This is a genomic window from Pseudomonas sp. UYEF17 (genome assembly GCF_040546125.1).
GTDB lineage: Bacteria > Pseudomonadota > Gammaproteobacteria > Pseudomonadales > Pseudomonadaceae > Aquipseudomonas > Aquipseudomonas putida_Z.
This window is the reverse complement of record NZ_JBEPNE010000001.1, coordinates 518,459-542,240: the sequence shown is the minus strand read 5'-3', so window position 1 is coordinate 542,240 and position 23,782 is coordinate 518,459. Positions and strand designations below refer to the sequence as shown.

Here is a 23,782-nt window from a genome sequence, read left to right as displayed (position 1 = left end):
GCCGCTCCCACAGAAACCCCACCAGCTGAAGGAATGCGCGGTACCTGTGGGAGCGGGTTTACCCGCGAACACCGGCGTAGCCGGTGCCATCCACCGCGTCGCCTGCTTCGCGGGCATGCCCGCTCCCACAGGATGCCCACCAGCTGAAGGAATGCGCCGTACCTGTGGGAGCGGGCGCGCCCGCGAACACCGGCGCAGCCGGTGCCATCCACCGCGTCGCCTACTTCGCGGGCATGCCCGCTCCAACAGGATGCCCACCAGCTGAAGGAATGCGCGTTACCTGTGGGAGCGGGTTTACCCGCGAACACCGGCGCAGCCGGTGCCATCCACCGCATTGCCTGCTTCGCGGGTGAACCTGCTCCCACAGGGGCCGCGCAGGTTTGTTGATCTGGCTTCAGCCATTCACCAGGTTGGCCGGACGCTCACCAGCCAGGGCACTGAGCAGGTTGTCCACCGCACAGCGCGCCATGGCCTGGCGGGTTTCCTCGGTCGCCGAGCCGATATGCGGGGTCGCCACCACGTTGTCCAGCTGCAACAACGGCGACTGCGCCGGCAACGGCTCCTGCACGAACACATCCAGGCCGGCGCCGCGGATGCGCCGGGCACGCAACGCTTCGATCAGCGCCGGCTCATCCACCACGCGCCCGCGGGAAATGTTCACCAGGATTGCCTGCGGCTTCATCAGCGCCAGCTCCCGCGCGCCGATCAGGCCTTCGGTGCTGGCACTCAGCGGCACGGTCAGGCAAACGAAATCCGCCTGCTGCAACAGCTCATCCAGGCTGCATTGACGCGCCGCATGGCGCGCCTCAACCTCAGGCTTGGCACGCTGACTGTGATACAGCACACGCATGCCGAAGCCGGCCGCGGCACGCCGGGCCAGGGCCTCGCCGATGCGGCCCATGCCGACGATGCCCAGCGTCTTGCCGTGCACATCGCTGCCGAAATGCGCCGGGCCGAGGTTGGCCTGCCAGTTCCCGTCTCGCACCCAGTTCGCCAGCTCCACAACCCGCCTGGCGGTGGCCAGGATCAAGGCAAAGCCCGTGTCGGCGGTGGTTTCGGTCAGCACGTCGGGGGTGTTGGTCAACATCACGCCACGCCGGCTGAGCTCGGCGATGTCGTAGTTGTCCACGCCGACCGAAACGCTGGACACCACTTCAAGCTGTGGCGCCAGGTCGAGCAGGCTGGCGTCCAGGCGCAGGCTGGCCCCCAGCAACCCGTGCGCCCCCGGCAAGGCGTCGCGCAGGCGCGCCAGGCCATCGGGCCCGGAGGTGTCCACCCAGGTCACCTCGACGCGCTCTTGCAGGCGTGCCATCAAGTCGTCGGACAGGCGTTTATACAGGACGATTCGCTTCTTCATTGCACAGGTTCCTAATGGTTCATGGCCAGGCGCGAGTTGCCGCGCTTGGCCCGGCCGGATGTCTGGGAAGTATTGAGTGCGGCGGTAAGCGCCACTGCGGTCAGCAGCGCACCGCACATGAACAGGTAGGAGGCACCGGGCCCGCCCGTGACGCCATTGAGGTAACCCACCAGCCACGAGCCACCGAACGAGCCCAGCGCACCCATGCTGTTGATCAGCGCCATGGCACCGCCCGCGACGTTGGCCGGCAGGATCTCGGGCACGATCGCGAAGAACGGGCCATAGGGTGCGTACATGCAGGCGCCGGCGACCACCAGCAACGCGTACGACAGCCAGAAGTGCTCGCTGCCCAGGGCGTACGAGCCATAGAACGCAACGGCGGCGATCAGCAGTGGCGGCCAGACGAAGCGCTTGCGCTTCTGCAGGCGGTCGGACGCCCACGACACACCGACCATGCCCAGCACCGCCGCCAGGTAAGGTACCGACGACAGCCAGCCGGCCTGCACGATGTCGAGATTGGCCGCCTGCTTGAGGATCGACGGCAACCACAGCACGAAGCCATACACACCGATGCTCCAGCAGAAGTACTGCAGCGAAAGGATGATCACCTGCGGCGAGCGGAACGCCTCGCGGTAGTTCTTCACCGGCTTGATACCTTGCTGCTCGGCAGCCAGCGCCTGCTCCAGGGCGGCCTTTTCCTGCTCGCTCAGCCAGTTCACCTGGGCCGGGCGGTCATCCACCAGGCGCCACCAGAAGAACGCCCAGATGACCGCGGGCAGGCCTTCGATGATGAACATCCAGCGCCAGTCGTAATGCTTGACCAGGTAGCCCGACACCACCGACATCCACAGGATGGTCACCGGGTTGCCGAGGATCAGGAAGGTATTGGCGCGCGAACGCTCGGCGCGGGTGAACCAGTGGCACAGGTACACCAGCATGGCCGGCATCACCGCCGCCTCCACCACCCCGAGCAGGAAGCGGATGCCGATCAGCATGTAGACGTTGCTGACCACGCCAGTGAGCGTGGCAAGGCCACCCCAGAGGACCAGGCAGACAAAGATCAGCTTCTTCACGCTGCGCTTTTCCGCGTAGATGGCGCCAGGCACCTGGAAGAAGAAGTAACCAAGGAAGAACAGTGCCCCCAGCAGCGAAGACAGTGCGGGGGTGATGTGCAGGTCTTCAGCCATGCCGGAAGCGGCGGCGAACCCGTAGTTGGCGCGGTCCAGGTACGCCAGGCTATAGGTGAAGAACACGATCGGGATGATGTACCACCAGCGGCGAGGTGCCAGGCTTTGGCTTTGCATGGTTCGTTTCTCCTGAGCTTGTTGTTTTTGTTGCAACAGGTGTTTCGTGGTCAAGTGTTCACGCGCTTCTGCGCAGGTCGTGGGCCTGCAGCTCATGGCGCAGCGGCAGCCCTTCCATGTCGCCACGCGATTGCACGGCACGGCTGCCGCACCAGTTGCCACGCGACACTGCCTCGGCTATCGGGTGGCCCTCCAGCAGCGCACTGAGCACGCCGACGGCAAAGGCATCGCCGGCGCCAACGGTGTCCACCACATGGCTGACCGGCACTGGCGCCACCTGGCCTTCACCTTTGGCGCTGCGGAAGTAGGCACCGGCGTCGCCCAGCTTGATCACCACCAGTTCCACCCCTTGGTCGAGGTAGAACGCGGCGATGTCTGCCGGGGTGTGCTGGCCGGTCAGCAGGCGGCCCTCTTCCAGGCCTGGCAGAACCCAGTCGGCCTTGACCGCCAGGGCATTGACTTCGCGCACCATGCTGCTTTGGTCAGGCCACAGCGAGGGGCGCAGGTTGGGGTCGAACGAGATACTGCGCCCGGCGGCACGCATGGCGTCCATCAACGCATGCGACAGCGCCCGGCAGCCCTCCGACAGCGCCGGCGGGATGCCGGTGGCGTGCAGGTGGCGGGCCTGCAAAGAGCCCGGGCGCAGCAACGCCGGCGACAGTCGGCTGGCCGCCGAGCCACGGCGGAAGTACTCCACCGCCGGGTCGCTGCCGTCATCGCAGCGGGCCTTGAGCTGGAAGCCGGTGGGGTAGCTGGCATCCACCTCGACGCCGGAGCAGTCCAGGCCTTCGCGGCGCAGGCTGTCGAGCACGAAACGGCCCAGCGAATCGTCGCCTACCCGGCTCAGCCAGCGGACCTTGAAGCCCAGCCGCGCCAGGCCGATGGCCACGTTGCTGTCGGCGCCGGCGATGCGCTTGCCGAACTGGCCGACACTGGCCAGGTCGCCGGCCTGCTCGGCGACGAACATGGCCATGGTCTCGCCGAAACACAGCACGTCATGCTCATGCATGGCTCAGCTCCTCACTCGATACGCCCTGCCCCAGCGCCGCCAGGTCGCGCACCTGGGCACGGGTCAGCGCCAGCAGATCGTCGCTCACCAGCGGGTACTCGACAGCACGCACCACGCCGGGGGTGAACTCGGCCATTAGCTCGGCCCACTCCTGCAGGTCCGCGGTCTCTGGCGGGACGGCTACCAGGCGGCCATCGGCCCGGCGCTGCACGGCCTTGCAGTGCACATAGCGCACCCAGCGGCCAAGCTGGCGTGCGGCGTGCCGGGCAGGCTCGCCCTGCCACTGCCAGTTACCGATATCGAAGGTCATGCCAAGGCTCAGCCCGACTTCGTCGGCGCGCTGGAAAAACTGCTGCAGGGGTTCGATTCGTCCACCTTGCGCGGTCTGGTCGTTCTCCACCAGCAGCAACGGCCCGTGCGCCGGCAACAGCGTCGCCAAGGCCGCGACGTCACAGCCCGCATGGTAGTGGCCCAGGGAAACCTTGAGCGCTACCGCGCCAAGGGCTCGGGCGGTTTCCAGCTTTTGCGCCAATTGCGGGTCAAGCTCGCCTTGTGCGGTCCACAGCTCCAGGGGTGTGGAATACAGGCACTCCAGGCGCAGCGCGGAAATGGCTGCAGCCAGCGCTGCAGTGTCCGGCGCACGAGTGAACAGTTCTTCGCGCAGTTCCACGCGGGTAACGCCAGCGGCAGCCAGCAGGTCAAGGAACTGCTCCTGGCCACGTTGCCGGACAAAGTCGGCACCGTAGCTGGAGAGGCTGATGGAAACGGGGCTCGAGTGCATTGTTGTTGTCCTTATGAAACCGGTTTCATTTTTTGTGACAGCAGGCACGCAGGTGCCTGCCTGTGATTACTGTGGCTGGGTTGAACCTCGGATGATCAGCTCGGCCTTGAAGTCGATGCGCCGGGCTGCCCCGCTGTCGCCGCGCAGGCGGCCAAGCAGGCTCTCGAATGCTGCCACGCCGATACGCTCGGTGGGCTGGGCCAGTGCAGTGATGCCACTGCCGACCAAGGGGTACCAGTCGAGGTCGTCGAGGGCGATCAGCCCGACGTCCGCGAACAGATTGCGCCCTGCTTCGTGCAGGGCACGGGTCACGGCCAGGGTGGCGACACCGTTGAAGGTGAAGATGGCCTGCGGGCCATGGCCGCTGCCGGCGAGGAACGAAGCCAGCTGGTCATCCAGCCCGGCGCCGATTTCCAGCACCTGCTGGCGCATGCCGGGGCGCCGGCTGATCGATGTGCCGAACGCTTGCACCCGCTCCAGGCGCGAGCTGGTGCCATCGAGGCGTTCGGTTACCGCCAGGATGTCGCGGTAGCCTTGGGCCTGCAGGTGGTCCAGGGCCTGCTCGACCGCGTCGGCATTGTCCAGGCCGACCAGGTCGACATTCAGTTCGGGCAACTGGCGGTCGACCAGCACCATGGGGATGTCGCGCTGCAGGTTGAGCAATTCGCCGGGGTGATGGCCAAGCGTGTTCACTATCAGCCCTTCGACGTTGTAGGACTGCAGGGCCACCAGGTGGTGACGCTCCTGCTCGTCGTCGCGGTTGGTGTTGCACACCACCAGGCTGTAGCCGTGCTGGCGGCAGGCAGTTTCCACGCCATGCATCACGGCCACTGAATAGGGGTTGAGGATATCGGCCACCAGCATGCCGATCAGGCGCGTCTGGCCGCGCTTCAGACCACGGGCCATCTGGTTGGGGCGGTAACCGAGGCGCTCGATGACCTCTTCCAGGCGCTTGGCGGTGGCTTCGGCGAGCAACTGCCGGTCACCGCCGATGTAACGGGAGACGGTGGCCTTGGAAACGCCAGCGACACGCGCTACTTCGCTGATGGTGACCCGTTCGCGGGCATGGGCAGGCGCGTCGGTCATGGGCTGTCCTTATGATTGTTGTGATAGCGATGAAACCGGTTTCAATACAGCAAAATCGCACGCGTTCGTCAACATGCCGTTGGTCGATTCCATTGCAAGAATATGTCAGACAGCATGAAGAATATCGGGTAATAAATTGATATATAAGACTATACAACGTTTGTGGGAGCGGGCATGCCCGCGAACACCGGCGAAGCCGGTGCCATCCACCGCGTCGCCTGCTTCGCGGGCACGCCCGCTCCCACAAGATCAAGTCCCAGCGCCCAGGATTGGGTGTTAGCGAAGGGCTTTCACGTCACTGGCGGTGACGGCATCCCCTTGGTTACCCCAACTGGTGCGAATGAAGTTCACCACCTCGGCAACCTCCTGGTCACTCAGGCGCCAGCCGAATGCCGGCATGGTGAAGTTCGACGGTGCTGCGTGCGTCGCCGGCACTGTGCCCCCCGCCAAGACCACGTGGATCAGCGATGTGGCATCCGCCGTCTGCACCACCGGGTTGCCGGCCAGGGCCGGGAACACGCGGGTATAGCCCTGACCATCGGTACGGTGGCAGGCCGCGCAGTTGTCGATGTACACCGCCGCCCCGGGCTTGCTGTCGTCGCCCTTCCACAGCGCATCCGCCACCTGTTTGTCGTACACGTGCGGCTGGTCGTCAGGGTTGCTCGGCGGCAACGTCTTCAGGTAGCGGGCGATAGCGGTCAGGTCGGCGTCGCTCATGTGTTGCATGCTGTGCTCGACCACGTCGCTCATGCCACCGAACACGGCGCTGCGGTCGCTACGGCCAGTCTTGAGAAACTGCACCAACTGCTCTTCGCTCCAGCTACCCAGGCCGTCCTTGTGGTCGCCACGCAGGTTCTTGGCAATCCAGCCTTCCAGCGGTGCACTGCCAGCCAGGAACTGCTCGCCATCCTGTGGGCTCAGTGCCTTTTCCTGCATGGTCAGCGCCCGCGGCGTATGGCACGCGCCACAGTGCCCCAGGCCCTCGACCAGGTAGGCACCGCGGTTGACCACCGGGTCGGCAGCCGCCGACGCCTGCCAGGGCTTGGCCTCTGGCGCGAACAACCCGCGCCAGACCGCCAGTGGCCAGCGCATGCTCAGCGGCCAGGGGATGTCGGTGGCCTTGTTCGGCTGCTCGACCGGCTCCACGCCTTTCATGAAGTAGGCATACAGCGCCTGCATGTCCTGCTCGCTGACGCGCGCATAGGACGGGTATGGCATGGCCGGATACAGGGTGCTGCCGTCCTTGCCGACGCCCTTGCGCACCGCCTGGTCGAAGTCTTCGAAGCTGTACTGGCCGATACCACTGGCCGCCGGGGTGATGTTGGTGGAGTACACCGTGCCGATCGGTGTCTCCATCGGCAGCCCACCGGCGAACGGCTTGCCGCCCTTGGCGGTATGGCAGGCGACGCAGTCGCCGGCACGGGCCAGGTACTCGCCCTGGCGCACCTGCGCATCGTCATTCGGCGCAGCCTGTGCAGCCACGCTGGCACCCAGCAGGGTTGCGATCAACATTGTCTTCATGCGCATCGCTCCTCAAGCCTGGACCAGCGGGCCAGGGTTTTTCAGGTACTGCTCGCGGATGGCGCGGGCCGACCAGTAGGTAAGCGCAGCCACCAGCCCGGTCGGGTTGTAGCCCAGCCCCTGGGGGAACGCCGAAGCCCCCGGAACGAACACGTTGTGCACGTCCCAGCTTTGCAGGTAGCGGTTTAACGCACTGGTTTTCGGGTCGGTGCCCATGATCGCGCCGCCGTTCAGGTGGGTGGTCTGGTAGCTGGCGGTGTTGAAGTGGTCCTTGACCTTCTTGCCCAGCACGGCAATGGTCTTGGGGTTCATCGCCTGGGCGATCTTGCTCAGCTTGTCGACCATGAACTGGTTCATCCTGATGTCGTTTTCCTGCCAGTCGAAGGTCATGCGCAGCAGCGGCTGGCCGTAGGCGTCGCGGTAGGTCGGGTCGAGGTCCAGGTAATTGCCACGGTAGGACTGGTGGGCGCCGTGGGCGTCCATCGACACCTGGTGGGTGTAGTAATCGGCGGTGGCCCTCTTCCAGGCGCTGCCCCAGGCCGGTGTGCCAGGCGGGGTGGCGCCGCCGGCAATCGGCCGTGTGCCGGCCTGGTTCACCCACATCGGCGAGCCACCGACGAAGCCGTGCGGGCCATGGTCGAAGTTGTCGGCGTTGAAGTCATCGATGGCAATGCCGTTGCCACCGGCACCGATGAAGTTGTTGGTGTAGGTGTCCTTGTCGAAGAACGCCTTGACCGTGCCCATGTTCTGGTAGGCGAAGTTACGCCCGACCACGCCTTCGTTCTTGATGGGGTCGTACGGTTTGCCGATGCCGGACAGCAGCATCAGGCGCACGTTGTTGAACTGGAACGCCGCCAGGATCACCAGGTCCGCCGGCTGCTCCACTTCGCGCCCCTGGGCGTCGATGTAGGTCACCCCGGTGGCCTTGCGCTTGCTGTCGTCCAGGTTCACCCGCAGCACATGGGCGTTGGGCCGCAGTTCGAAGTTCGGCACCTGGCGCAGCGCCGGCAGGATGTTCACGTTGGGCGAGGCCTTGGAGTACATGTAGCACACGTAGCCGCTGCAGAAACCGCAGAAGTTGCACGGCCCCATCTGCGCCCCGTACGGGTTGGTGTACGAGCCGGAGGTGTTGGCAGACGGCAGGTTGTAGGGCTTGTAGCCCAGGCTGGCCGCCGCCTTTTCGAACAGCCTGGCCGACACCACGTTTTTCTGCGAAGGCAGCGGGAACGGGCTGGAACGGTCCGGCGCATAGGGGTTGCCGCCCTTCCCTTCGCCAACGACCTGGCCGTTGACGGTCCAGGCTTGGCCAGAGGTACCGAATACCTTTTCGGCAAAGTCGAAGTGCGGTTCCAGTTCCTCGTAGCTGACCCCGAAGTCCTGGATAGTCATGTCTTCGGGGATGAACTTGCGCCCGTAGCGTTCTTCGTAGTGGCTGCGCATGCGCAGCTCCATCGGGTCCACCCGGAAGTGCACGCCAGACCAGTGCAGGCCTGCGCCACCTACACCTTTGCCCGGCAGGAAGGCACCGAGCTGGCGATTGGGCAGTGCCACATCGTTCATGCCATGGCGGATGGTGACGGTCTCTTTCGACACATCGACGAACAGCTTCTTGCGCACGCTGTAGGTCAGCTCGTCGATGACCTGCGGGTAGCTGCCTTCCGGGTAGGTGTCCTGCATCGGCCCACGCTCCAGGGCCACCACCTGCAGCCCGGCCTCGGTCAGTTCCTTGGCCATGATCGCACCGGCCCAGCCGAAGCCCACGATTACCGCGTCCACTTTCTTCATTACGGTCGCCATGCCTCAGGCCCTCTCGCCACGGATCGAAACAGCCGGGAACGGGTAAGGCTCGTTGCGCTCGACCCAATCCATGAAATCGGCGCGGGCGCCGGGGAAGCCGATCTGGGTCCAGCCGACCATGCCTTTGTTGCCGCCATGGATCGGGTCGCAGAAGAACCCTTCACGGGTGTTCTGCACCAGCAAGCTGAAGAACACCTTGGCCGGCACGGTGTCGAAAACCAGCTCTCCAGCCTCGACCTTGCTGAGAACGTGGTCCCGGGTAGCGCTATCTTGCGCAGCAAAAACTTGCCCGGAATTGGCCTTGCACCAGCCGTCCACGGCGGCGATGCCCAGGCGGTAGATCTGTTGCGGGCTGAGTTGCAGCTGGTAACCCAGTTCGGGCGCGGCGTCGGCCTTGAACGGGCCCTGCATGTACCACTGCGCGCCGGTTGCGTAGGGGGTGTTCATCTGCCGGTCGATGAACTCGGCAGCGCCTGCTTCAAGTGCACCGGGGCCAAGCTCGTCGGCCGGGATGATGCGCGAGACGGCCGCCTGCACGAAGGCCCACTCCTCGGCAGTGAAGAACGTCGGCTGGTAGTCGCCCGCTGGCGGCGTGGCCGGCACTTTGGGCTCGTGTTGCGGGGCCGCAAGCAGCTGACTGGCACCCACGCCAAGCCCCGTGCTGGCCACGGTGACCACAGGGATCAAGGTCAAGGTCTTGCGCAGAAAGTCCCTGCGCGGGTTGTCTGGGGCATGGTCAGGCATTGCGAATCCTCATTGGCTGTGTGCGGCCTTGAAAAGCGCCATCTGATTTTCAATATGGGGGGTGGTCTTGATAGGCCATCAAGAAAACAGCCGGATAATTTAGCGTGTTCAGAAATGTTTTGAAACCGGTTTCAGGCTTGATTTAAAAGGGGCCGTCCGGACTTTGCACCAGGCCTGTCTGCCTTGCTGGCTACACACGCATTCGCGGGCAAGGCCCCGCCCACAGGGCCGCGTTCACGCAGATGTCACGAATGGGTCGGCACGACCTGCCCCACTCCCCAACCTTGGGGACACGGTGCCCAACGACACACGCCTACCAATACCGTTGAAAAGGAATTGGATCCCTTGCACCGCAAGGGCTGCAGCGCATTTTTTCCGGTTTGGCACGCCTATTGCCGATCTCCTGCCAGACGCCCCAAGTCCATGGGCCCGTTTGCAGGAGGAAATGTCTCATGCACCGACCGATACCCCACCCGCTGGCATTGGCCATTTTCGCCGGCATGCTCCAACTCCCGGCGCAGGCTGCCTTGAACGCTGTCGATCCAGGCGCCTATGTTCCCGCCAACGGTGGCTTCCCAGCCTGGTACCAGGACAGTCACGGTCGTACCCTCGACCTGTGCCTGACAAAGGCGGTCAGCTCGCGTGTGCCTGGCGCACCCGGCGCACCTTCGTACATGTGCACGCTGCTGCCCACCCCCGGCGTGTTCGACGATACCCAACCCATCGTATTCCCCACCAACTTCCCTGACGAAGCTTTCTGGTTCACCGCCGATGCCGCCATCGTCGACGCCACTCGCGGCATCGACCTCAGCTACGGCACCGCGATCGAAGCGGCATTTGCCGCCGAAGAACCGGTCGACGGCGACCAGGTCAGCTTCGCCCGGGTGCGTATCCGGGTCGACGTGCCAACCGCCGGCACCTACGTGGTCACTCACCCGTACGGCGTCGAAGTGTTCGACGTACCTGCGCCCGGGCGCCGGGCGATCAACATGACCCGCGACATCGGCATTGCCGGCGCAGGCGACTTCACCGGCGCCCTGAAAGGCGATGTCGGGCCGTTCCTGCGCAGTGTCAACGGCCCCTACACCGAAGGCAGCGAGCGCTTCATCGGCGACCCGAACCTGGAAGAACGAGTGACCGGCAGCCCCTTCAATACCAACTACGTGCGCATCGAAGGCCCCGGCGGCATCGACCTGCGCACCGAGCTGTTCGCGGTTTCGGGCAAGCTTTCCGAAGTGACCCTGCCAACCCCGCTGATGCCGCAACGCAGTACCTACTCGCGGCATACCGAGAACGGCGACCTGCGCGCCCAGCAGGACATCTTCGTGATGGCCCCGCCGCCACCGGCCAGCGTCACCCTGACCAGCCAGACACCCAACCTGAACCTCACCGAGGCCAACGGTACCGGCGCCTGGTACGCCCAGTCGGTGCTCGACCCGGCCGCCGGGACGATCCTGACGCTGACCGCCGACAACAGCCTGGCGATCCCCACCAGCAGCCTGACCACCGCCAACGTGCCGCTGACCGACCTGGTCACCATCACCCAGGCCCAGTACCGCCTGTCCACCGGCGAGCTGACCCTGGTGGCCAGCACCAGCGACGAAACCACGCCGCCAGTGCTCACCGCACATACCGGCAACGGCGCGCTGATCGGCAACCTGAGCGGAACTGGCGCCGTGAAGACGCTGAGCACCAGCCTGTCGCCGATCCCGCCGGCCAAGGTGCAGGTCACCAGTGCCAATGGCGGTAGCGACACCGAAGACGTGGTGCTGGTGCCATGAACAGACAAAGGCTCAGCCTTCAAGGAGGCAGCATGAACACTTGGTCGCGCCGTGCGCTGTTGGCCGCCGGTTTTTCTCTTACCGTTACCAGCGCCGCGTTTGCCGCGCTGTCCGATGTCGACCCGGGGCCCTACACCTTCGCCACCGGTGGCTATCCGATGTGGTACAAGGACAGCCTCGACCAGTCCCTGGAGCTGTGCCAGTCCCGTGCCACCAGTACGCGAGCACCCGGCGCGCCAGGGGCACCCGCCTACATGTGTACCTTGTTGCCCGAGCCCGGCATCTATGACGATGCCCTGCCGTTGGTGTTCCCGGACAACTGGCCGCCAGAGATGTTCTGGTTCCTGGCTGAAACCGCCATTCCGCAGGTCGGCAACAGCGGCTACGAGCTGGAGGTCTATGTAGCCGGGGTGGAGGCAGCCTTTGCCGCCGAAAACCCGGTTGATGGTGACCAGCAGAGCTTCGCCCGCATCCGCATCCGTGCTTCGGTCCCAAGTACCGGTACCTACACCATCACCCACCCTTACGGGGTGGAGACGGTCAACGTCACCACGGCTGGGCGCCGGGCGATCAACATCACCCGGGACATAGGCATCGGTGCTCCTGGCAACTTCCGGGGAGCGCTGGCGGGGGCGATCGGCCCTTGGCTGAAGGGTGTTGGCGGGCCTTACACCGCGGTCAACCCCGATACCGGCGCCATCGAAACCTACATCGGCGACCCCAATATCACCGAAGCCGTGACCGGCAGCCCCTTCAATACCAACTTCGTGCGCATTCAAGGCCCCGCTGGCACCATCCAGACCAACACCTTCACTGTTTCAGGCAAGGTACTGGACCAGCGTGCCCAGACCCCGGTCAGCCTGGAACGCGCCACCTACTCGCGCAATGCCACCGGCACCCGCACGGAAGTGTTCGCCAAGGCGCCCAGCGCAGCCAGCCTGTGCATGCGCAATGGCATCGCCCTGGTCGGCACCCCGCCTTCGCCGTGCCAGTACACCCTCACCGCCGACAACAACGGGCTGTTCTTCCACCAGCAGTTCGGCCAGGAAGCACCGCCTGCAGTGGTGGTGGTCACCGCCAGCAACAGCGCCGGCGGCACTCAGCCGACCGCGCTGTCGAGCAAGCTCACCGACGTGGTCAAGGTCAGCACCGCACGCTACGACTGGGCCAACAAGCGCCTGCTGATCGAGGCCAGTTCCAGTGATGAGGTGGCGATCCCCGACCTGCTCGCCCAGGGCTACGGTCGCCTGTCCAAGGCAGGCACGCTGCAGAGCCTGACGGTCAACGACGTACCGCAGCCGCCGGCCACCATCACGGTCAAGTCGGCACGTGGCGGCAGCGATGTCGAACCGGTGGTCGTGGTCGGCAACGCACCGGTCGAGGCGGCCAACCAGCCACCGCTGGCCCAGGCCGATATCGGCAGCACCAGCGTCGGCATCCCGATCACCCTCAACCTGCTGCAGAACGACAGCGACCCGGACGGCAACGTACCGCTGACCATCAGCGACCTGACCCAGCCCGGTACCGGCCTTGGCGGCGTGGTGATGAACGGCACCACCTCGGTCACCTACACCCCGCCAGCCGGGGCCACGCAACCCGTGGTGGCCACCTTCAGCTACCGGGCGGTGGACGCCAAGGGCCTGAAGTCGGAACCGGCTACTGTCACCATCAACGTCGCGCCCAACCGGGCACCAACCGCCAACCCGGAAACCGTCGCCACCCTGGGCGTGCCATTGACCATCAACGTGCTGGCCAACGACACCGATCCGGAAGGCAACGTGCCGCTGACTGTCCCCGCTACCTCCCTCACCCAGCCGGCTACCGGTCGGGGCACAGTCAGCACCGACGGCACCACGGTGACCTACACCCCACCGGCCACGGTGACCACCGCCTTCACCACCACCTTCACCTACCAGGCGCGTGACTCGCTGGGGGCGCTGTCCAACCCCAGCACCGTCACCGTCAACGTGTCGCCACGGCCCGCTGCCGAAACCTTCGCGGTCACGGCTGCCACGGTCACGGCACGCTCCAACAACCGTTACAACTGGGACCTCAGCGGTACCTCGTCGGTCACCACCGGCAACACCGTCACCGTGCGGGTTACCACCACTACCGGCGTGCAAACCCTTGGCACCGCCACGGTAGCGCTGACCGGCCGCTGGCGCCTGGCGGTGAGCAATAGCACCACGATCATCCCGACTGCGGCACCGACGGCGACGATCACCACCAGCCAGGGCACCACACGCACCGTCAACGTAACCGTGCAGTAAAGGCCGGAGGTTGCAATGAAACGCCTGTACCCCCTGCTGCTCGGCCTGGCCCTGGTGGGCCAGGCCTGCTGGGCCGAGGACCTGCTGGACAATGCCGACCTCGCGCCCGGCAACGACCTCGGCGACCCGGTGATCATCCGCCTGCTGCCGGCCGGCGCCGGCCAGGCTGCGGTGATCGAGCAGCAGGGCGCGGGCAACCGCGCCGCCCTCGACCAGAACGGCCAGGCCCTGCTGGGCCGCATCGTCCAGGCCGGAGGCGCGCAGGAAGCGTACATCTTGCAGGAAGGTAGTGACCTGATGGCCATCATCAGCCAACAGGGAAATGGCAACAGCGCGTCGATCCGCCAGAGCGGCAGCAGCAACAGCGCGGCCATCGAGCAGATCGGCAACGACAACAGCGCCAGCATCGTGCAGTCCGGCACTGGCCTCAACAGCTCCGTGACTCAGGCCGGCAATGGCCAGCACGTTCAGATCACCCAATACCGATAGACCTGGAGGCACCCCCATGTACAAGCTCGCTCCGTTAAGTGCCGCTATCGTCCTGGCCCTTGCAGGTCAGGCCATGGCTGCTGACAGCACCTCGTCCCAGACCCAGGACGGCAAGGAAAACATCGCCGAAGTCAGCCAGTCCCTGGCGCCATACGCCTCGGCCACCCAGACCCAGACCGGCAAGGGCAACAACCACCTGGCGGTGCAATCCGAGAGCACCAGCGATATCCAGCAGAGCGCCAACGGCCAGTACAACGCCGGCTACGCCGACCAACTGTTCGAGAACGGCAGCCAGGTCACCCAGCACGCCAGCGGCAGCTACAACGATGCCTTCGTCAGCCAGTCGCTGGGCCTGGGCAACCAATCGCTGCAAACCCAGCAAGGCGCCGAAAACAGTTCGACCGTGTGGCAGGACAGCCAGGAAGGCAGCAAGGCCACCACCTGGCAATCCGGCCAGCGCAACGAGGCCTTCATCGAGCAGACCTTTGGTGGCAGCAACAACAGCAGCATCATCAACCAGACCGGCCAGGACAACTACGCCGCCGCCGAGCACCTGAGCTACGTCGATGGCGATATCCAGGTCTACCAGGATGGCAAGGGCAACTGGGCGTATGGCGACCAGCGCGACGGCACCGGCGGCACCATCGGCATTGGCCAGTACGGTGGCGGCAACTCGGTGGAAGTGTGGCAGGACAACCAGACCGCCAGCCAGGCATCGGTAACCCAGTCCGGCCAGATGAACGAAGGCTATATCGACCAGAGCTTCGGCATGAACAACAAGGTCAGCCTGTCGCAACAGGGCACGGCCAACGCCAGCTGGTCGGACCAGTTCGAGACCAACAACTCGACCACCACCATCACCCAGACCGGTAGCAACAACGTGCATTTCACCTACCAGAACGGTGAAAACCTCAACCTGACCATCAACACCAAGGGCAATGGCAACAGCGTCACTGCCAGCAACTGGAAAGGCGCCAAGATGGGCGGGCAGTTCGGTACCAACCAGAACGCCACCATCAACCAGAACGGCAATGGCAACGGCGCCAACCTGACCCAGAACGGTGACAACCAGCTGGCCACGCTGACCCAGAAAGGCACCGGCAACCAGATGGAGACCAAGCAGGCCGACATGAACAACGAGCTGTACTTCGAACAGAACGGCACTGACAACATCCTGATCGCCGACCAGCGTGGCACCGAAAACTATGCCTACGGCAACAGCCAGGGCACCGGCAACGTCATCAACCTGGACCAGTCCGGCTACAGCAACCAGAGCTACACCAACCAGCTGTACGGTGGCGGCAACGAAGCCACCATCAAGCAGGTTGACAGTTACAACGTCGCCTACGTGACCCAGGGAGGCCAGGGCAACAAGGCGTACGTCGACCAGAGCGGTGTCACCCAGACCGCGACCATCAGCCAGCTGGGCAGCGCGAACGTGGCCACCGTGACCCAGCAGTAGATCGCTCCCCCCTTGAACCGCGGTGCTCCTCTCCCTGGTGCCGCGGTTCCTTTTTATTCCTGTCACAACTCCTTTTTTTTTATTGATTTAGCGAGGGCCTTGTAGGAGCAGCCTTGTGCTGCGAAGGGGCCGGCAATGGCCATACATATCTGTTGCCTGCACCGGCCTCTTCGCAGCACAAGGCTGCTCCTACAAAGCGGGGCGTCTTGTCCACCCGCGAATAGGCCAAGCCTGCCAAGCGCATTACAATGGTCCTCAACCAAGCCGATACCCAATCCCATGATCCAGTCCGACCTCGACCTGTTCGACCCCCAGCCGCAACGCCTGGCCAGTCACACCGTGCTGCTGCCCGGCTTCGCCCTGGCCGAGATCGAGCCTCTGCTCGATGCCCTGCGCCCGGTGCTGCGTGCCGCGCCGTTCCGGCACATGCACACCCCAGGCGGCCTGCGCATGGCGGTAGGGTTGACCAACTGCGGCACGCTAGGTTGGGTCAGTGACGAACACGGCTACCGCTACAGCCCCTGCGACCCGCTCAGCGGCAAACCCTGGCCCGCCCTGCCCCCCGTGTTGCTCGAGCTGGCCAACCGCGCCGCGGCCATGGCCGGGTTCGACGGCTTCGTGCCGGATGCCTGCCTGGTCAACCACTACCTGCCGGGCACCCGCCTGAGCCTGCACCAGGACCGCGACGAGCAGGACTTCGGCCAACCGATCGTGTCGGTGTCGCTGGGCTTGCCGGCGGTGTTCCTGTTCGGTGGCCTGCAGCGCGCCGACAAGACCCAGCGCATCCCGCTGAGCCATGGCGATGTGCTGGTCTGGGGTGGAGGGGACCGCTTGCGGTTTCACGGCGTGCTCCCGATCAAGCCCGGCGTGCATCCGCGCCTGGGTGAACGGCGGATCAACCTGACCTTGCGCAAGGCCGGTGGCTGAATCGGACCAACGGCCCGCCACCCGGCGCAAACAGGATGAACGCGCATGAAACACGTTGAACATCTTGGCCAGGCAAGCTTCAAACGATATGCCATGCCCTCTTCAGCCTGGAGCCCGCCATGCCCTGCCAGCCCTGTTCCCCAACCCCTCACAGCGGAGCCGCGCGCCCATGAAAATGCCCTGCCGCGCGCCCAATTCCTCACTGCAACTCGATTACGTACGCGACACCCTGTTCGGCCCGGTGGCACAAAGCGTGGAATGCCAGTGCCAACTCGCCGCCCTCAACCTGCAAGGCCGCCCGGGCCTGCGCCTGCACATCTGCCCGCCGCTGCCCGACAAGGTCGACCGTGCCCACAGCGTGGCCTTCGTCTGGGACGGGCGCAGCTACCACGGTGTGGTCCGCGACCAGGGCAAGTGCGGTGATGGCGGCCTGAACCTGCTGCTGGAACTGCTGTAAGACGATCAACGGCGATCAACCCGGCTGAACCCACGGGGCGCGTCACGTCTCCATAGCAAAAGGGCCCATGCCTGCCGGAGAACGCGGAGAACGCCAATGAACAGTCCGTTGCTCAAGCTCTTCACTCACCCCGCCGACGCCTGGCTGGATATTCGCCGGGCCGAGGAAGACCACCCGCAGCAATATCTGCCGCGCCTGCTGGCCCTGGCATTGATCCCCGCGGTGTGCCTGTTCGTCGGCACCACCACCTTCGGCTGGAGCCTGGCGGCCGAGGAGCGGGTGCGCCTGAGCATGGCCAGCGCCGCGCAACTGGCGGGCCTGCTCTATGCCACCACAGTCGTCGGAGTGATGTTGATGGGCACGATGATCCGCTGGATGTCGCGCGGTTTCGATGCGCAGCCCAGCCTCAACCAGTGCATCGGCTTTGCCGCCTACTGCGCCACGCCATGGTTCTTTGCCGGGGTGGTCGGCCTGCTGCCGATCCGCTGGCTGGCGCTGGCGGCGCTGCTGGCTGCCTCGGCCTATGCCAGTGTGTTGCTGTATGGCGGGTTGCAGACCTTTCTGCGCCTGAAGAAGGAACAGGCCATGCTGTTCGCGACCTGCGTGTGGGGGGTGGGGTTGCTGCTGCTGGTGACCATCCTGGTGGCGATGATCCTGTTCTGGTTCAACGGCCTGATGCCGGAATATGTGCGCCCGGCCAGCCTGGGCTGACCGGGGCGCGGCAGGCGCCTCAGGCGATCGCCTTGAGTGGCGCCGGGTGGCTGTCACGCAGCGCGTGCAGCTGCCCCACCAAGTTGACTAGGTCGCGGCAACTGTTGAGGCTATGCAGGGGGACCCCGCTCAGGGTCACGCCCTCGTCGAGACTCTGGCCCTGACCCAGGCGGATGGTCAGGTTGGCGCCGTCCGTGCAGCTGACTTCGCAACGGTCGGGCAGGCAGGCCTGCTCGATCATCTGCCGCATTTCTAGCATCGAAACTCCTATCAACGACATGGTACGACCCTCTCTTTGGGATGGCCTGTTGTGTGAGTACGCCTTTGTCGGGCGAGGCGCCAATTGATATTGCGCATGCCGGGGCAGGCGTCCATGCGCCTGGGCAATGATCATGCGGGGAATCCTCTAGCACCTTAGTGGAAGATTGCCTGTGCAGGCCGAGTGTTCGAACGCAATGGCAGACTTAGCGACGAGCGGTGCCGGCAGGCCCCAGCGATGCCCACAGATGCTGCGCCGCATAGGCTCGCCACGGTCGCCAGGCCAGGGCTCGTTGCGCCAGTTGGGCGTCGTCGCCTTCGAGCAGGCGCAACGCCTTGACCAGCGCCACGTCGCCCAGCGGCAAGGCATCGGCCGCGCCGGCCTGGCGCAACGCCAGGTAGTGCGCGCTCCAGGGGCCGATCCCCTTGAGTTGGCACAGGTTGCGCAGCAGTTCGTCCAGCACTTGCCCGCGGCGTAGCAGCCCGGGCTCGGCCAGCAAGGCGCTGGCCAGCGTGCCCAGGGTGGCGGCGCGCGCCCGCGGCATGCCCATACCGTCGAACTGCGCAGCCGCCAATACCGGCAGCGCCGGGAACACGTGGCTCAGGCCCGGTGCGGGCCAGCGCAAGGGCACGCCGTGGCGTTGCACCAGGCGGCCGGCCAGGGTCATGGCCCCGGCCACACTGACCTGCTGGCCCAGCACAGTGCGCATGGCCTGCTCGCAGGCGTCCCAGCCTTGTGGCACGCGCAGGCCCGGGCGCTCCTGTAGCAGGCGGGCCATCAGCGGATCGCGGGACAGTTCGGCATTGATGCGCGCGGGGTCGGCATCGAGGTCGAAGACCCGCCTCAGCCTGGCGGTCAGGCCGGGTAGCGCGTGGGCCGGGACGCCCTCAAGGCGGACCCGCAGGTACTGGCTGCCCGAAGGTGTGGCGTGCAAGACGGCGTGGCGGCCGGCAATTACCAGGGTACGGCGGTAGGTGCCGTCGAGGCAGGTCTCGATGCCGGGGATGCAACGGGCAGCGAGGAAGGCCAGGGTCGAGGGCCAGTGGTAAGGGGCGCGGTAGCGCAGCCACAAGGTGTGGTGGCCGGGGGTGGGCAATGATCGGCGCACGGCGTGCAGGGGGGTGAGCTTGGGCATGGGGTGATCATGCCAGTAATGCCAATGGTTTCAATCCGGACGTGGTTTTTGAGTGCTGGGGGCGCTTTGCGCCCCTATCGCGACACAAGGCCGCTCCTACAGGGGGTCGTGCTTCCCTGTAGGAGCGGCCTTGTGTCGCGATAGGGCTGCAAACGCAGCCCCAGCTTTTTCAGGCAAGGATCAATGCGCCGCACCGTCCCGTGCATCCTGCATCTGCCCGAACCGCCCGGCATGGAAGTCGTCGAACGACTCGGCAATTTCTGCCTGGCTGTTCATCACGAACGGGCCATAGCCCACGATCGGCTCGTCGATCGGTTCACCGCTGAGCAGCAGCAGGCTGGCACCTTCCAGCGCTTCGACGGCAACATCCTCACCACCGCGGTCAAGCAGCACCAGGCTGGATGGGCCGGCTTCGCGCTCGCCGTTGATCCGCACATTGCCGCGCAACACCACCAGCGCCGCATTGCGGCCGGCGGCAACCGGCAGCTGCAAGGTTGCACCGGCATTCAGGCGCATGTCCCAGACATCCATGGCGGTAAAGGTTCGCGCCGGCCCCGAATGCCCACGATATTCACCTGCAATCACCCGCAGGCTACCGCCCTCGCCGTCCAGCGCCACCACCGGGATGTCCTCGGCCAGCAGCGTCTGGTAGCCAGCCGCTGCGCGCTTGTCCCGTGCCGGCAGGTTGACCCACAGCTGTACCATCTCCAGCGTACCGCCAGTGCGGGCGAAGCCTGGGGAGTGGAACTCTTCATGGATGATGCCGTTGGCAGCAGTCATCCACTGCACGTCACCGGGGCCGATCAAGCCGCCAGCGCCGGTAGAGTCGCGGTGCTCCAGTTCGCCCTGGTAAACGATGGTCACGGTCTCGAAGCCGCGGTGCGGGTGCTGGCCAACGCCGCGCCGCGCACTGGTCGGGGTGAAGTCATGAGGGCCGGCATAGTCCAGCAGCAGGAACGGGCTGATCTTGCTGGCCAGGTTGTCGTAGGTGAACAGGCTGCGCACCGGGAAACCATCACCTACCCAGTGGGCGTGGGGGCTGCGGTGAATACCCAGAATCGTTTTCATGAGAAGGCTCCTCTCTTGGTTGAGATAACCTTACCAGTGATACCAATCAGGCAATAGCTGGCTAAAATGGCATGCATCGTCTCATTTAAAGGACAATCAGAAAAACACGGCGTGAAGTATCGGATGCCCCGTGTACTGCGACCTCAACCAATGCTCCAGCTTCAACGAAAAGGCTTGCCCCCGCACCCTGAGTTCCCGATAGACCGGATCCGCCATTGCCTGGCCCGGGGTCAGTCTGTCCAGATGGCGGCGATTTTCCACCGACGATATCAACTCGAGAAAGACTGCGTAGTCTTCGAACAGAGCCACGCTATAGGGGTTGGAATGACCGAGCTTTGCCAGGCGTTGCAAAGGGGTGAGGGCCAGCAATTGTTGAAGGCGCAAGACCTTCGACGGCGCAGGGAGGCCGTAGGCCTCGGCAATCGCCACGATGCCGCCTGCAAAAAGCAGTTTTCGCGAAAATTGCAGTTTGATGTTGCGTACACCCCATGCTTTGCCTTCGGCCCTCTTTTCCTCGAAGTTCGCCATGAGGGTGCGGTAGTAGCGGATCAGGTCGTTAAGCAGGAACCTGGCAAGCCCGCGTCCATGGTCGTCAGGTACATAACGGCACAGCAGGTCATTCTGCCACCAGGCAAAGGCCTCATGCCCGAAGAGGGGCCGGCCTTCGAGCAACATCAGCATTCGCCTGGTCAGCGCAGTATTGTCTTCGCACTTCCAGCCTATGTGTTCGCTCAAGTCCGAGTACAGCGCCAACGCCCCACGGCCGAATTTAGCCTCGTCGCTTTCTCCCGGATGGCTGATGGGCCGGACAAGGTCGCTGACCTGGCGCAATATGTCGTCCAGACGACCCGCCGGCAAACTGCTGTCATGCACGATGAAAAAGTCGATGTCCGAAACAGGGGAAACCTCGCATCGACCATAGGAGCCCACGCTGACCACAGCCAGTGGTGACCGCCCCGCAAGTGGTGCAAGCGTGCTGTACATGGCTTGCCTGAGTGACTCGATTGTCTTGCAGGAGTAGTCGTAGCGTTCTTGCAGATACGATGGCTGTAGCAAGGTCTTGCTGGTCATGTCGTACGCTCGGGCAAAGCCCAAGGTTACTCACGCCTTCGCACCCGGTGCTGTCTGGAAAAACTATCCCGCCGGCCCCTGCAGCAGGAACGCCTGCACTTCTTCGGCACACGCCTCAGGATGTTCCTGCATGAAGCAGTGCCCACCTGCAACCTGCCTGGCGGTCACCTGAGGGTTGAGCGCCACCAGGCGGCTCACCGAATGGGGCACAAAGGGGTAGGTGTGCTCGCCGTACAGCACCCGCGTGGGCGTGCGGATCGCCGTCAGGCTTGCCCACATGCGCTTGGGGAAGGAACTGAAGATTTCCACTTCGCGGCTGGGCCGGCACTTGAGCACCACCGTTTCGCCACAGTCGCCGATGGCATGCTCGACGTAGGCCCGCAGCGCCGCATCGGTCCACCCCTTGAAGATACCCCGCCCATGCAGCGACGCCAGGGCTGCCTCGCGGTCGGGCCAGTGGCTGCGACGGCTGGCGGCCTTGCGCGCCAGGGCATGACGCTGGTGCAAGCCGACCAGGGCTGCCACCCCCATCACCCCCAGCATGCGCCGGCTGAACAGTACCGGGTCGAGCAGCACTGCACGCGTGAACAGTTGCGGTTCACTGGCCAGGATCAGGCCGGTGAGCACGCCACCGAAACTGTGCCCGACGGCAAAGCGCGGTACGTCGCCATACTCGCCCAGCCCGGCTGCGAAAGCCTCCACCGCCAGCACAGCGGTGCGGTTCCAGCCACGAAAAACCCCGCCATGGTCACTGTCACCATGGCCCTGGACATCGCTGAGCCACAGGTCGAAATGTTCGCCCAGGCGCATCAGCAATGGCTGGTAGGCAAGGCAGCAGAAGCCGTTGCCGTGCAGAAAATGCAGCAGCGGCTTGCCACTGGCCGGGGTTCGCCAGCCACGCAGGGTGAAGCCTTCGGCGCATTCGTGGGACCAGGGGATCAACTGCATCGGCTTGCTGTACTCGCGGGGTCAGGAAAACACCGATTCTACAAACAGCAGCGGGTACAGTGAAATCACCAGCAACAAGGCCATCAGGACATTGAACAGCATCAGCCAGCGTGGGTTCTGCAACAGGTTGCGCAGGGCGCTGCCGAACATCACCCACACCCCCACGCTGGGCAGGTTGACCAGGGCAAACAAGGCGGCAATGACAATGACGTTGGTCACATAGCCTTGCGCCGGCGTGTAGGTGGTGATTGCACCGACTGCCATCACCCAGGCCTTGGGATTGACCCACTGGAATGCCGCCGCCCCCCAGAAGCCCAGCGGTTTGCGGGCACTGGATGAGGCTGTGCCGACCGGCCCGGAGGTGGCGATCTTCCAGGCGAGGTAAAGCAGGTAGGCGGCGCCGGTGTAGCGCAGTACCGTGTACAGCGGCGGCCAGGCCTTGAACACCTCGCCCAGGCCCAGGCCAACGGCCAGCACCATTACCATGAAACCGATGCTGATCCCCATGGCGTGCGGGATGGAGCGGCGCACACCGAAGTTGACGCCCGAGGCCAGCAGCATGGTGTTGTTGGGGCCAGGGGTGATGGAGGACACGAAGGCAAACAGCACGAAGGCGGTGAGCAGGTCGGCAGAGGCAAGCATGGCAGGCATTCCACATTCTTTATGGGTGCTGTCACACTAACGGAGTCGCCCTCCTCTGCGACCGATACAGTTTCACTAAATTGTGTAGATACACATCGCTGTACCGCTACCACCAGACCAAGGAAGCCGTCACCATGAGCCTTACCATTCGCCCTGCCGTTCGCGCCGATGCCGAGCAGATCCTGGCCTTCATCACCGAACTGGCCGAGTACGAACGCGCTCGCCACGAGGTGATCGCGAGCGTTGCCGATATCGAGCACAGCCTTTTTGACGAGGGCAGCACCGTGCACAGCCTGATTTGCGAGCGCGATGGCCGGGCAATCGGCTTTGCCGTGTATTTCTACAGCTACTCGACCTGGCTCGGGCGCAACGGCATCTACCTGGAAGACCTGTACATAACGCCCGAGCAGCGTGGCGACGGTGCCGGGCGGCAATTGCTGCGGCATATTGCCCGCGAAGCGGTGGCGAATGATTGCGGGCGGCTGGAATGGAGCGTGCTGGACTGGAACGAGCCGGCGATCGGCTTCTATCAGAAGCTGGGGGCCGAAGCACAGGATGAGTGGGTGCGCTACCGGCTGGATGGGGAGAAGCTGGCGGCGTTTGCCCGGGGCTGACCAGGTGAATGCTCACGGCATAGACCACTACAGGCCGAATCGGCTTGCATGAGGGCTTGAGTGCGCATGCCTTGAGCTTTTCAGCGCCTGTGAGATCGAGCGCCGCCCGCGCGGCGCTTCGCGGCACAAGGCCGCTCCTACATCTGTTTCCGGCCAATTACTCCTGTGCCAGGTGGGTTGCAGCCTTGGTGCTTGGCTGAAGATTGATGAGGAGCAGTCGTGCGCCCCTCGATATCGAATGGAACAAACAAGACGGACAGAGGTGAACTCACAGGAGTAACTGGCCGGAAACAGATGTAGGAGCGGCCTTGTGCCGCGAAGCGCCGCGCGGGCGGCGCTCGATCTCCCA

The 23,782-nt window shown here is 64.7% G+C and carries 22 protein-coding genes; 8 read left to right on the top strand and 14 right to left on the bottom strand.

Features of this window, described 5'->3' with window-relative positions; genetic code table 11:
- Positions 1 to 394: 394 nt before the first annotated feature.
- From ABIB24_RS02485 to ABIB24_RS02450, 8 genes are all read right to left on the bottom strand, one after another.
- Positions 395 to 1,357: a 2-hydroxyacid dehydrogenase gene (locus tag ABIB24_RS02485; RefSeq protein WP_085664766.1), complete on the bottom strand. Its 963-nt coding sequence runs from the start codon at positions 1,355 to 1,357 to the stop codon at positions 395 to 397.
- An 11-nt stretch (positions 1,358 to 1,368) separates the two neighbouring features.
- Positions 1,369 to 2,661 (bottom strand): MFS transporter, encoded by a 1,293-nt coding sequence (locus ABIB24_RS02480; RefSeq protein ID WP_354316073.1) that lies wholly within the window; start codon positions 2,659 to 2,661, stop codon positions 1,369 to 1,371.
- A gap of 58 nt (positions 2,662 to 2,719) precedes the next feature.
- Entirely contained in the window at positions 2,720 to 3,670 is a 951-nt protein-coding gene (locus ABIB24_RS02475) for a sugar kinase (RefSeq protein ID WP_354316072.1), read from the bottom strand.
- Positions 3,663 to 4,451 carry an IolE/MocC family protein gene (locus ABIB24_RS02470; RefSeq protein WP_354316071.1) on the bottom strand — a complete coding sequence of 263 codons (789 nt, stop codon included), beginning with the start codon at positions 4,449 to 4,451 and terminating at the stop codon, positions 3,663 to 3,665. Before ABIB24_RS02470 ends, ABIB24_RS02475 begins: the two co-directional genes overlap by 8 nt.
- Before the next feature lie 66 nt (positions 4,452 to 4,517).
- On the bottom strand, positions 4,518 to 5,537 hold the full coding sequence (gene ptxS / locus ABIB24_RS02465; protein ID WP_025339278.1) for a transcriptional regulator PtxS: 1,020 nt from the start codon (positions 5,535 to 5,537) through the stop codon (positions 4,518 to 4,520).
- A gap of 276 nt (positions 5,538 to 5,813) precedes the next feature.
- The gene (locus ABIB24_RS02460; RefSeq protein ID WP_354316070.1) at positions 5,814 to 7,058 is read right to left on the bottom strand and encodes a cytochrome c; all 1,245 of its coding nucleotides are present in this window, start codon (positions 7,056 to 7,058) and stop codon (positions 5,814 to 5,816) included.
- A gap of 12 nt (positions 7,059 to 7,070) precedes the next feature.
- Entirely contained in the window at positions 7,071 to 8,855 is a 1,785-nt protein-coding gene (locus ABIB24_RS02455) for a GMC family oxidoreductase (protein WP_286919152.1), read from the bottom strand.
- Positions 8,856 to 8,858: 3 nt separating this feature from the next.
- Positions 8,859 to 9,599 carry a gluconate 2-dehydrogenase subunit 3 family protein gene (locus tag ABIB24_RS02450; RefSeq protein ID WP_085615546.1) on the bottom strand — a complete coding sequence of 247 codons (741 nt, stop codon included), beginning with the start codon at positions 9,597 to 9,599 and terminating at the stop codon, positions 8,859 to 8,861.
- 452 nt (positions 9,600 to 10,051) lie between these two features.
- Here ABIB24_RS02450 and ABIB24_RS02445 point away from each other — a divergent pair, with 452 nt between their 5' ends.
- The 7 genes from ABIB24_RS02445 (at position 10,052) to ABIB24_RS02415 (ending at position 17,696) form a co-directional block, all read left to right on the top strand.
- Positions 10,052 to 11,380, top strand: a complete 1,329-nt coding sequence (locus tag ABIB24_RS02445; RefSeq protein WP_354316069.1) for a hypothetical protein — start codon at positions 10,052 to 10,054, stop codon at positions 11,378 to 11,380.
- 32 nt (positions 11,381 to 11,412) lie between these two features.
- Positions 11,413 to 13,650 carry a cadherin-like domain-containing protein gene (locus ABIB24_RS02440; protein WP_025339291.1) on the top strand — a complete coding sequence of 746 codons (2,238 nt, stop codon included), beginning with the start codon at positions 11,413 to 11,415 and terminating at the stop codon, positions 13,648 to 13,650.
- A gap of 15 nt (positions 13,651 to 13,665) precedes the next feature.
- On the top strand, positions 13,666 to 14,139 hold the full coding sequence (locus tag ABIB24_RS02435) for a curlin (protein ID WP_137164094.1): 474 nt from the start codon (positions 13,666 to 13,668) through the stop codon (positions 14,137 to 14,139).
- A 16-nt stretch (positions 14,140 to 14,155) separates the two neighbouring features.
- A complete protein-coding gene (locus ABIB24_RS02430) occupies positions 14,156 to 15,601 on the top strand; it encodes a curlin (protein WP_025339293.1) in 1,446 nt (481 codons plus the stop codon).
- A 279-nt stretch (positions 15,602 to 15,880) separates the two neighbouring features.
- Positions 15,881 to 16,528 carry a DNA oxidative demethylase AlkB gene (gene alkB, locus ABIB24_RS02425; RefSeq protein WP_274120580.1) on the top strand — a complete coding sequence of 216 codons (648 nt, stop codon included), beginning with the start codon at positions 15,881 to 15,883 and terminating at the stop codon, positions 16,526 to 16,528.
- A 169-nt stretch (positions 16,529 to 16,697) separates the two neighbouring features.
- Positions 16,698 to 16,985, top strand: a complete 288-nt coding sequence (locus ABIB24_RS02420) for a hypothetical protein (RefSeq protein WP_075045331.1) — start codon at positions 16,698 to 16,700, stop codon at positions 16,983 to 16,985.
- Between the two features lie 96 nt (positions 16,986 to 17,081).
- Complete coding sequence (locus ABIB24_RS02415) at positions 17,082 to 17,696, top strand: Yip1 family protein (protein ID WP_075045332.1); 615 nt, start codon at positions 17,082 to 17,084, stop codon at positions 17,694 to 17,696.
- 19 nt (positions 17,697 to 17,715) lie between these two features.
- On the opposite strand, the gene ABIB24_RS02410 is transcribed toward ABIB24_RS02415, so the two are convergent.
- The 6 genes from ABIB24_RS02410 to ABIB24_RS02385 form a co-directional block, all read right to left on the bottom strand.
- On the bottom strand, positions 17,716 to 17,976 hold the full coding sequence (locus ABIB24_RS02410; RefSeq protein WP_025339297.1) for a DUF1652 domain-containing protein: 261 nt from the start codon (positions 17,974 to 17,976) through the stop codon (positions 17,716 to 17,718).
- Positions 17,977 to 18,160: 184 nt separating this feature from the next.
- Complete coding sequence (locus tag ABIB24_RS02405) at positions 18,161 to 19,090, bottom strand: DNA-3-methyladenine glycosylase family protein (RefSeq protein ID WP_085664758.1); 930 nt, start codon at positions 19,088 to 19,090, stop codon at positions 18,161 to 18,163.
- A gap of 180 nt (positions 19,091 to 19,270) precedes the next feature.
- A complete protein-coding gene (locus ABIB24_RS02400) occupies positions 19,271 to 20,158 on the bottom strand; it encodes a pirin family protein (protein ID WP_025339299.1) in 888 nt (295 codons plus the stop codon).
- A 96-nt stretch (positions 20,159 to 20,254) separates the two neighbouring features.
- Positions 20,255 to 21,229 carry a nucleotidyltransferase family protein gene (locus ABIB24_RS02395; RefSeq protein ID WP_289514782.1) on the bottom strand — a complete coding sequence of 325 codons (975 nt, stop codon included), beginning with the start codon at positions 21,227 to 21,229 and terminating at the stop codon, positions 20,255 to 20,257.
- Between the two features lie 63 nt (positions 21,230 to 21,292).
- Entirely contained in the window at positions 21,293 to 22,177 is an 885-nt protein-coding gene (locus ABIB24_RS02390; RefSeq protein ID WP_274079185.1) for an alpha/beta fold hydrolase, read from the bottom strand.
- A gap of 21 nt (positions 22,178 to 22,198) precedes the next feature.
- Entirely contained in the window at positions 22,199 to 22,828 is a 630-nt protein-coding gene (locus ABIB24_RS02385; RefSeq protein WP_238066388.1) for a LysE family translocator, read from the bottom strand.
- Between the two features lie 125 nt (positions 22,829 to 22,953).
- Here ABIB24_RS02385 and ABIB24_RS02380 point away from each other — a divergent pair, with 125 nt between their 5' ends.
- A complete protein-coding gene (locus ABIB24_RS02380; RefSeq protein ID WP_137164098.1) occupies positions 22,954 to 23,433 on the top strand; it encodes a GNAT family N-acetyltransferase in 480 nt (159 codons plus the stop codon).
- The last annotated feature ends 349 nt before the right edge of the window (positions 23,434 to 23,782 follow it).

Bases quoted from the DNA above. Each gene is read 5' to 3' on its own strand.
- ABIB24_RS02420 (WP_075045331.1), top strand. From the start codon at position 16,698: ATGAAAATGCCCTGCCGCGCGCCCAATTCCTCACTGCAACTCGATTAC.
- ABIB24_RS02380 (WP_137164098.1), top strand. From the start codon at position 22,954: ATGAGCCTTACCATTCGCCCTGCCGTTCGCGCCGATGCCGAGCAGATC.
- ABIB24_RS02390 (WP_274079185.1), bottom strand. From the start codon at position 22,177: ATGCAGTTGATCCCCTGGTCCCACGAATGCGCCGAAGGCTTCACCCTG.
- ABIB24_RS02455 (WP_286919152.1), bottom strand. From the start codon at position 8,855: ATGGCGACCGTAATGAAGAAAGTGGACGCGGTAATCGTGGGCTTCGGC.
- ABIB24_RS02460 (WP_354316070.1), bottom strand. From the start codon at position 7,058: ATGAAGACAATGTTGATCGCAACCCTGCTGGGTGCCAGCGTGGCTGCA.
- ABIB24_RS02395 (WP_289514782.1), bottom strand. From the start codon at position 21,229: ATGACCAGCAAGACCTTGCTACAGCCATCGTATCTGCAAGAACGCTAC.
- ABIB24_RS02405 (WP_085664758.1), bottom strand. From the start codon at position 19,090: ATGCCCAAGCTCACCCCCCTGCACGCCGTGCGCCGATCATTGCCCACC.
- ABIB24_RS02475 (WP_354316072.1), bottom strand. From the start codon at position 3,670: ATGCATGAGCATGACGTGCTGTGTTTCGGCGAGACCATGGCCATGTTC.
- ABIB24_RS02445 (WP_354316069.1), top strand. From the start codon at position 10,052: ATGCACCGACCGATACCCCACCCGCTGGCATTGGCCATTTTCGCCGGC.
- alkB (WP_274120580.1), top strand. From the start codon at position 15,881: ATGATCCAGTCCGACCTCGACCTGTTCGACCCCCAGCCGCAACGCCTG.
- ABIB24_RS02480 (WP_354316073.1), bottom strand. From the start codon at position 2,661: ATGCAAAGCCAAAGCCTGGCACCTCGCCGCTGGTGGTACATCATCCCG.
- ABIB24_RS02415 (WP_075045332.1), top strand. From the start codon at position 17,082: ATGAACAGTCCGTTGCTCAAGCTCTTCACTCACCCCGCCGACGCCTGG.
- ABIB24_RS02410 (WP_025339297.1), bottom strand. From the start codon at position 17,976: ATGTCGTTGATAGGAGTTTCGATGCTAGAAATGCGGCAGATGATCGAG.
- ABIB24_RS02400 (WP_025339299.1), bottom strand. From the start codon at position 20,158: ATGAAAACGATTCTGGGTATTCACCGCAGCCCCCACGCCCACTGGGTA.
- ABIB24_RS02430 (WP_025339293.1), top strand. From the start codon at position 14,156: ATGTACAAGCTCGCTCCGTTAAGTGCCGCTATCGTCCTGGCCCTTGCA.
- ABIB24_RS02470 (WP_354316071.1), bottom strand. From the start codon at position 4,451: ATGCACTCGAGCCCCGTTTCCATCAGCCTCTCCAGCTACGGTGCCGAC.
- ABIB24_RS02485 (WP_085664766.1), bottom strand. From the start codon at position 1,357: ATGAAGAAGCGAATCGTCCTGTATAAACGCCTGTCCGACGACTTGATG.
- ABIB24_RS02450 (WP_085615546.1), bottom strand. From the start codon at position 9,599: ATGCCTGACCATGCCCCAGACAACCCGCGCAGGGACTTTCTGCGCAAG.
- ptxS (WP_025339278.1), bottom strand. From the start codon at position 5,537: ATGACCGACGCGCCTGCCCATGCCCGCGAACGGGTCACCATCAGCGAA.
- ABIB24_RS02440 (WP_025339291.1), top strand. From the start codon at position 11,413: ATGAACACTTGGTCGCGCCGTGCGCTGTTGGCCGCCGGTTTTTCTCTT.
- ABIB24_RS02435 (WP_137164094.1), top strand. From the start codon at position 13,666: ATGAAACGCCTGTACCCCCTGCTGCTCGGCCTGGCCCTGGTGGGCCAG.
- ABIB24_RS02385 (WP_238066388.1), bottom strand. From the start codon at position 22,828: ATGCCTGCCATGCTTGCCTCTGCCGACCTGCTCACCGCCTTCGTGCTG.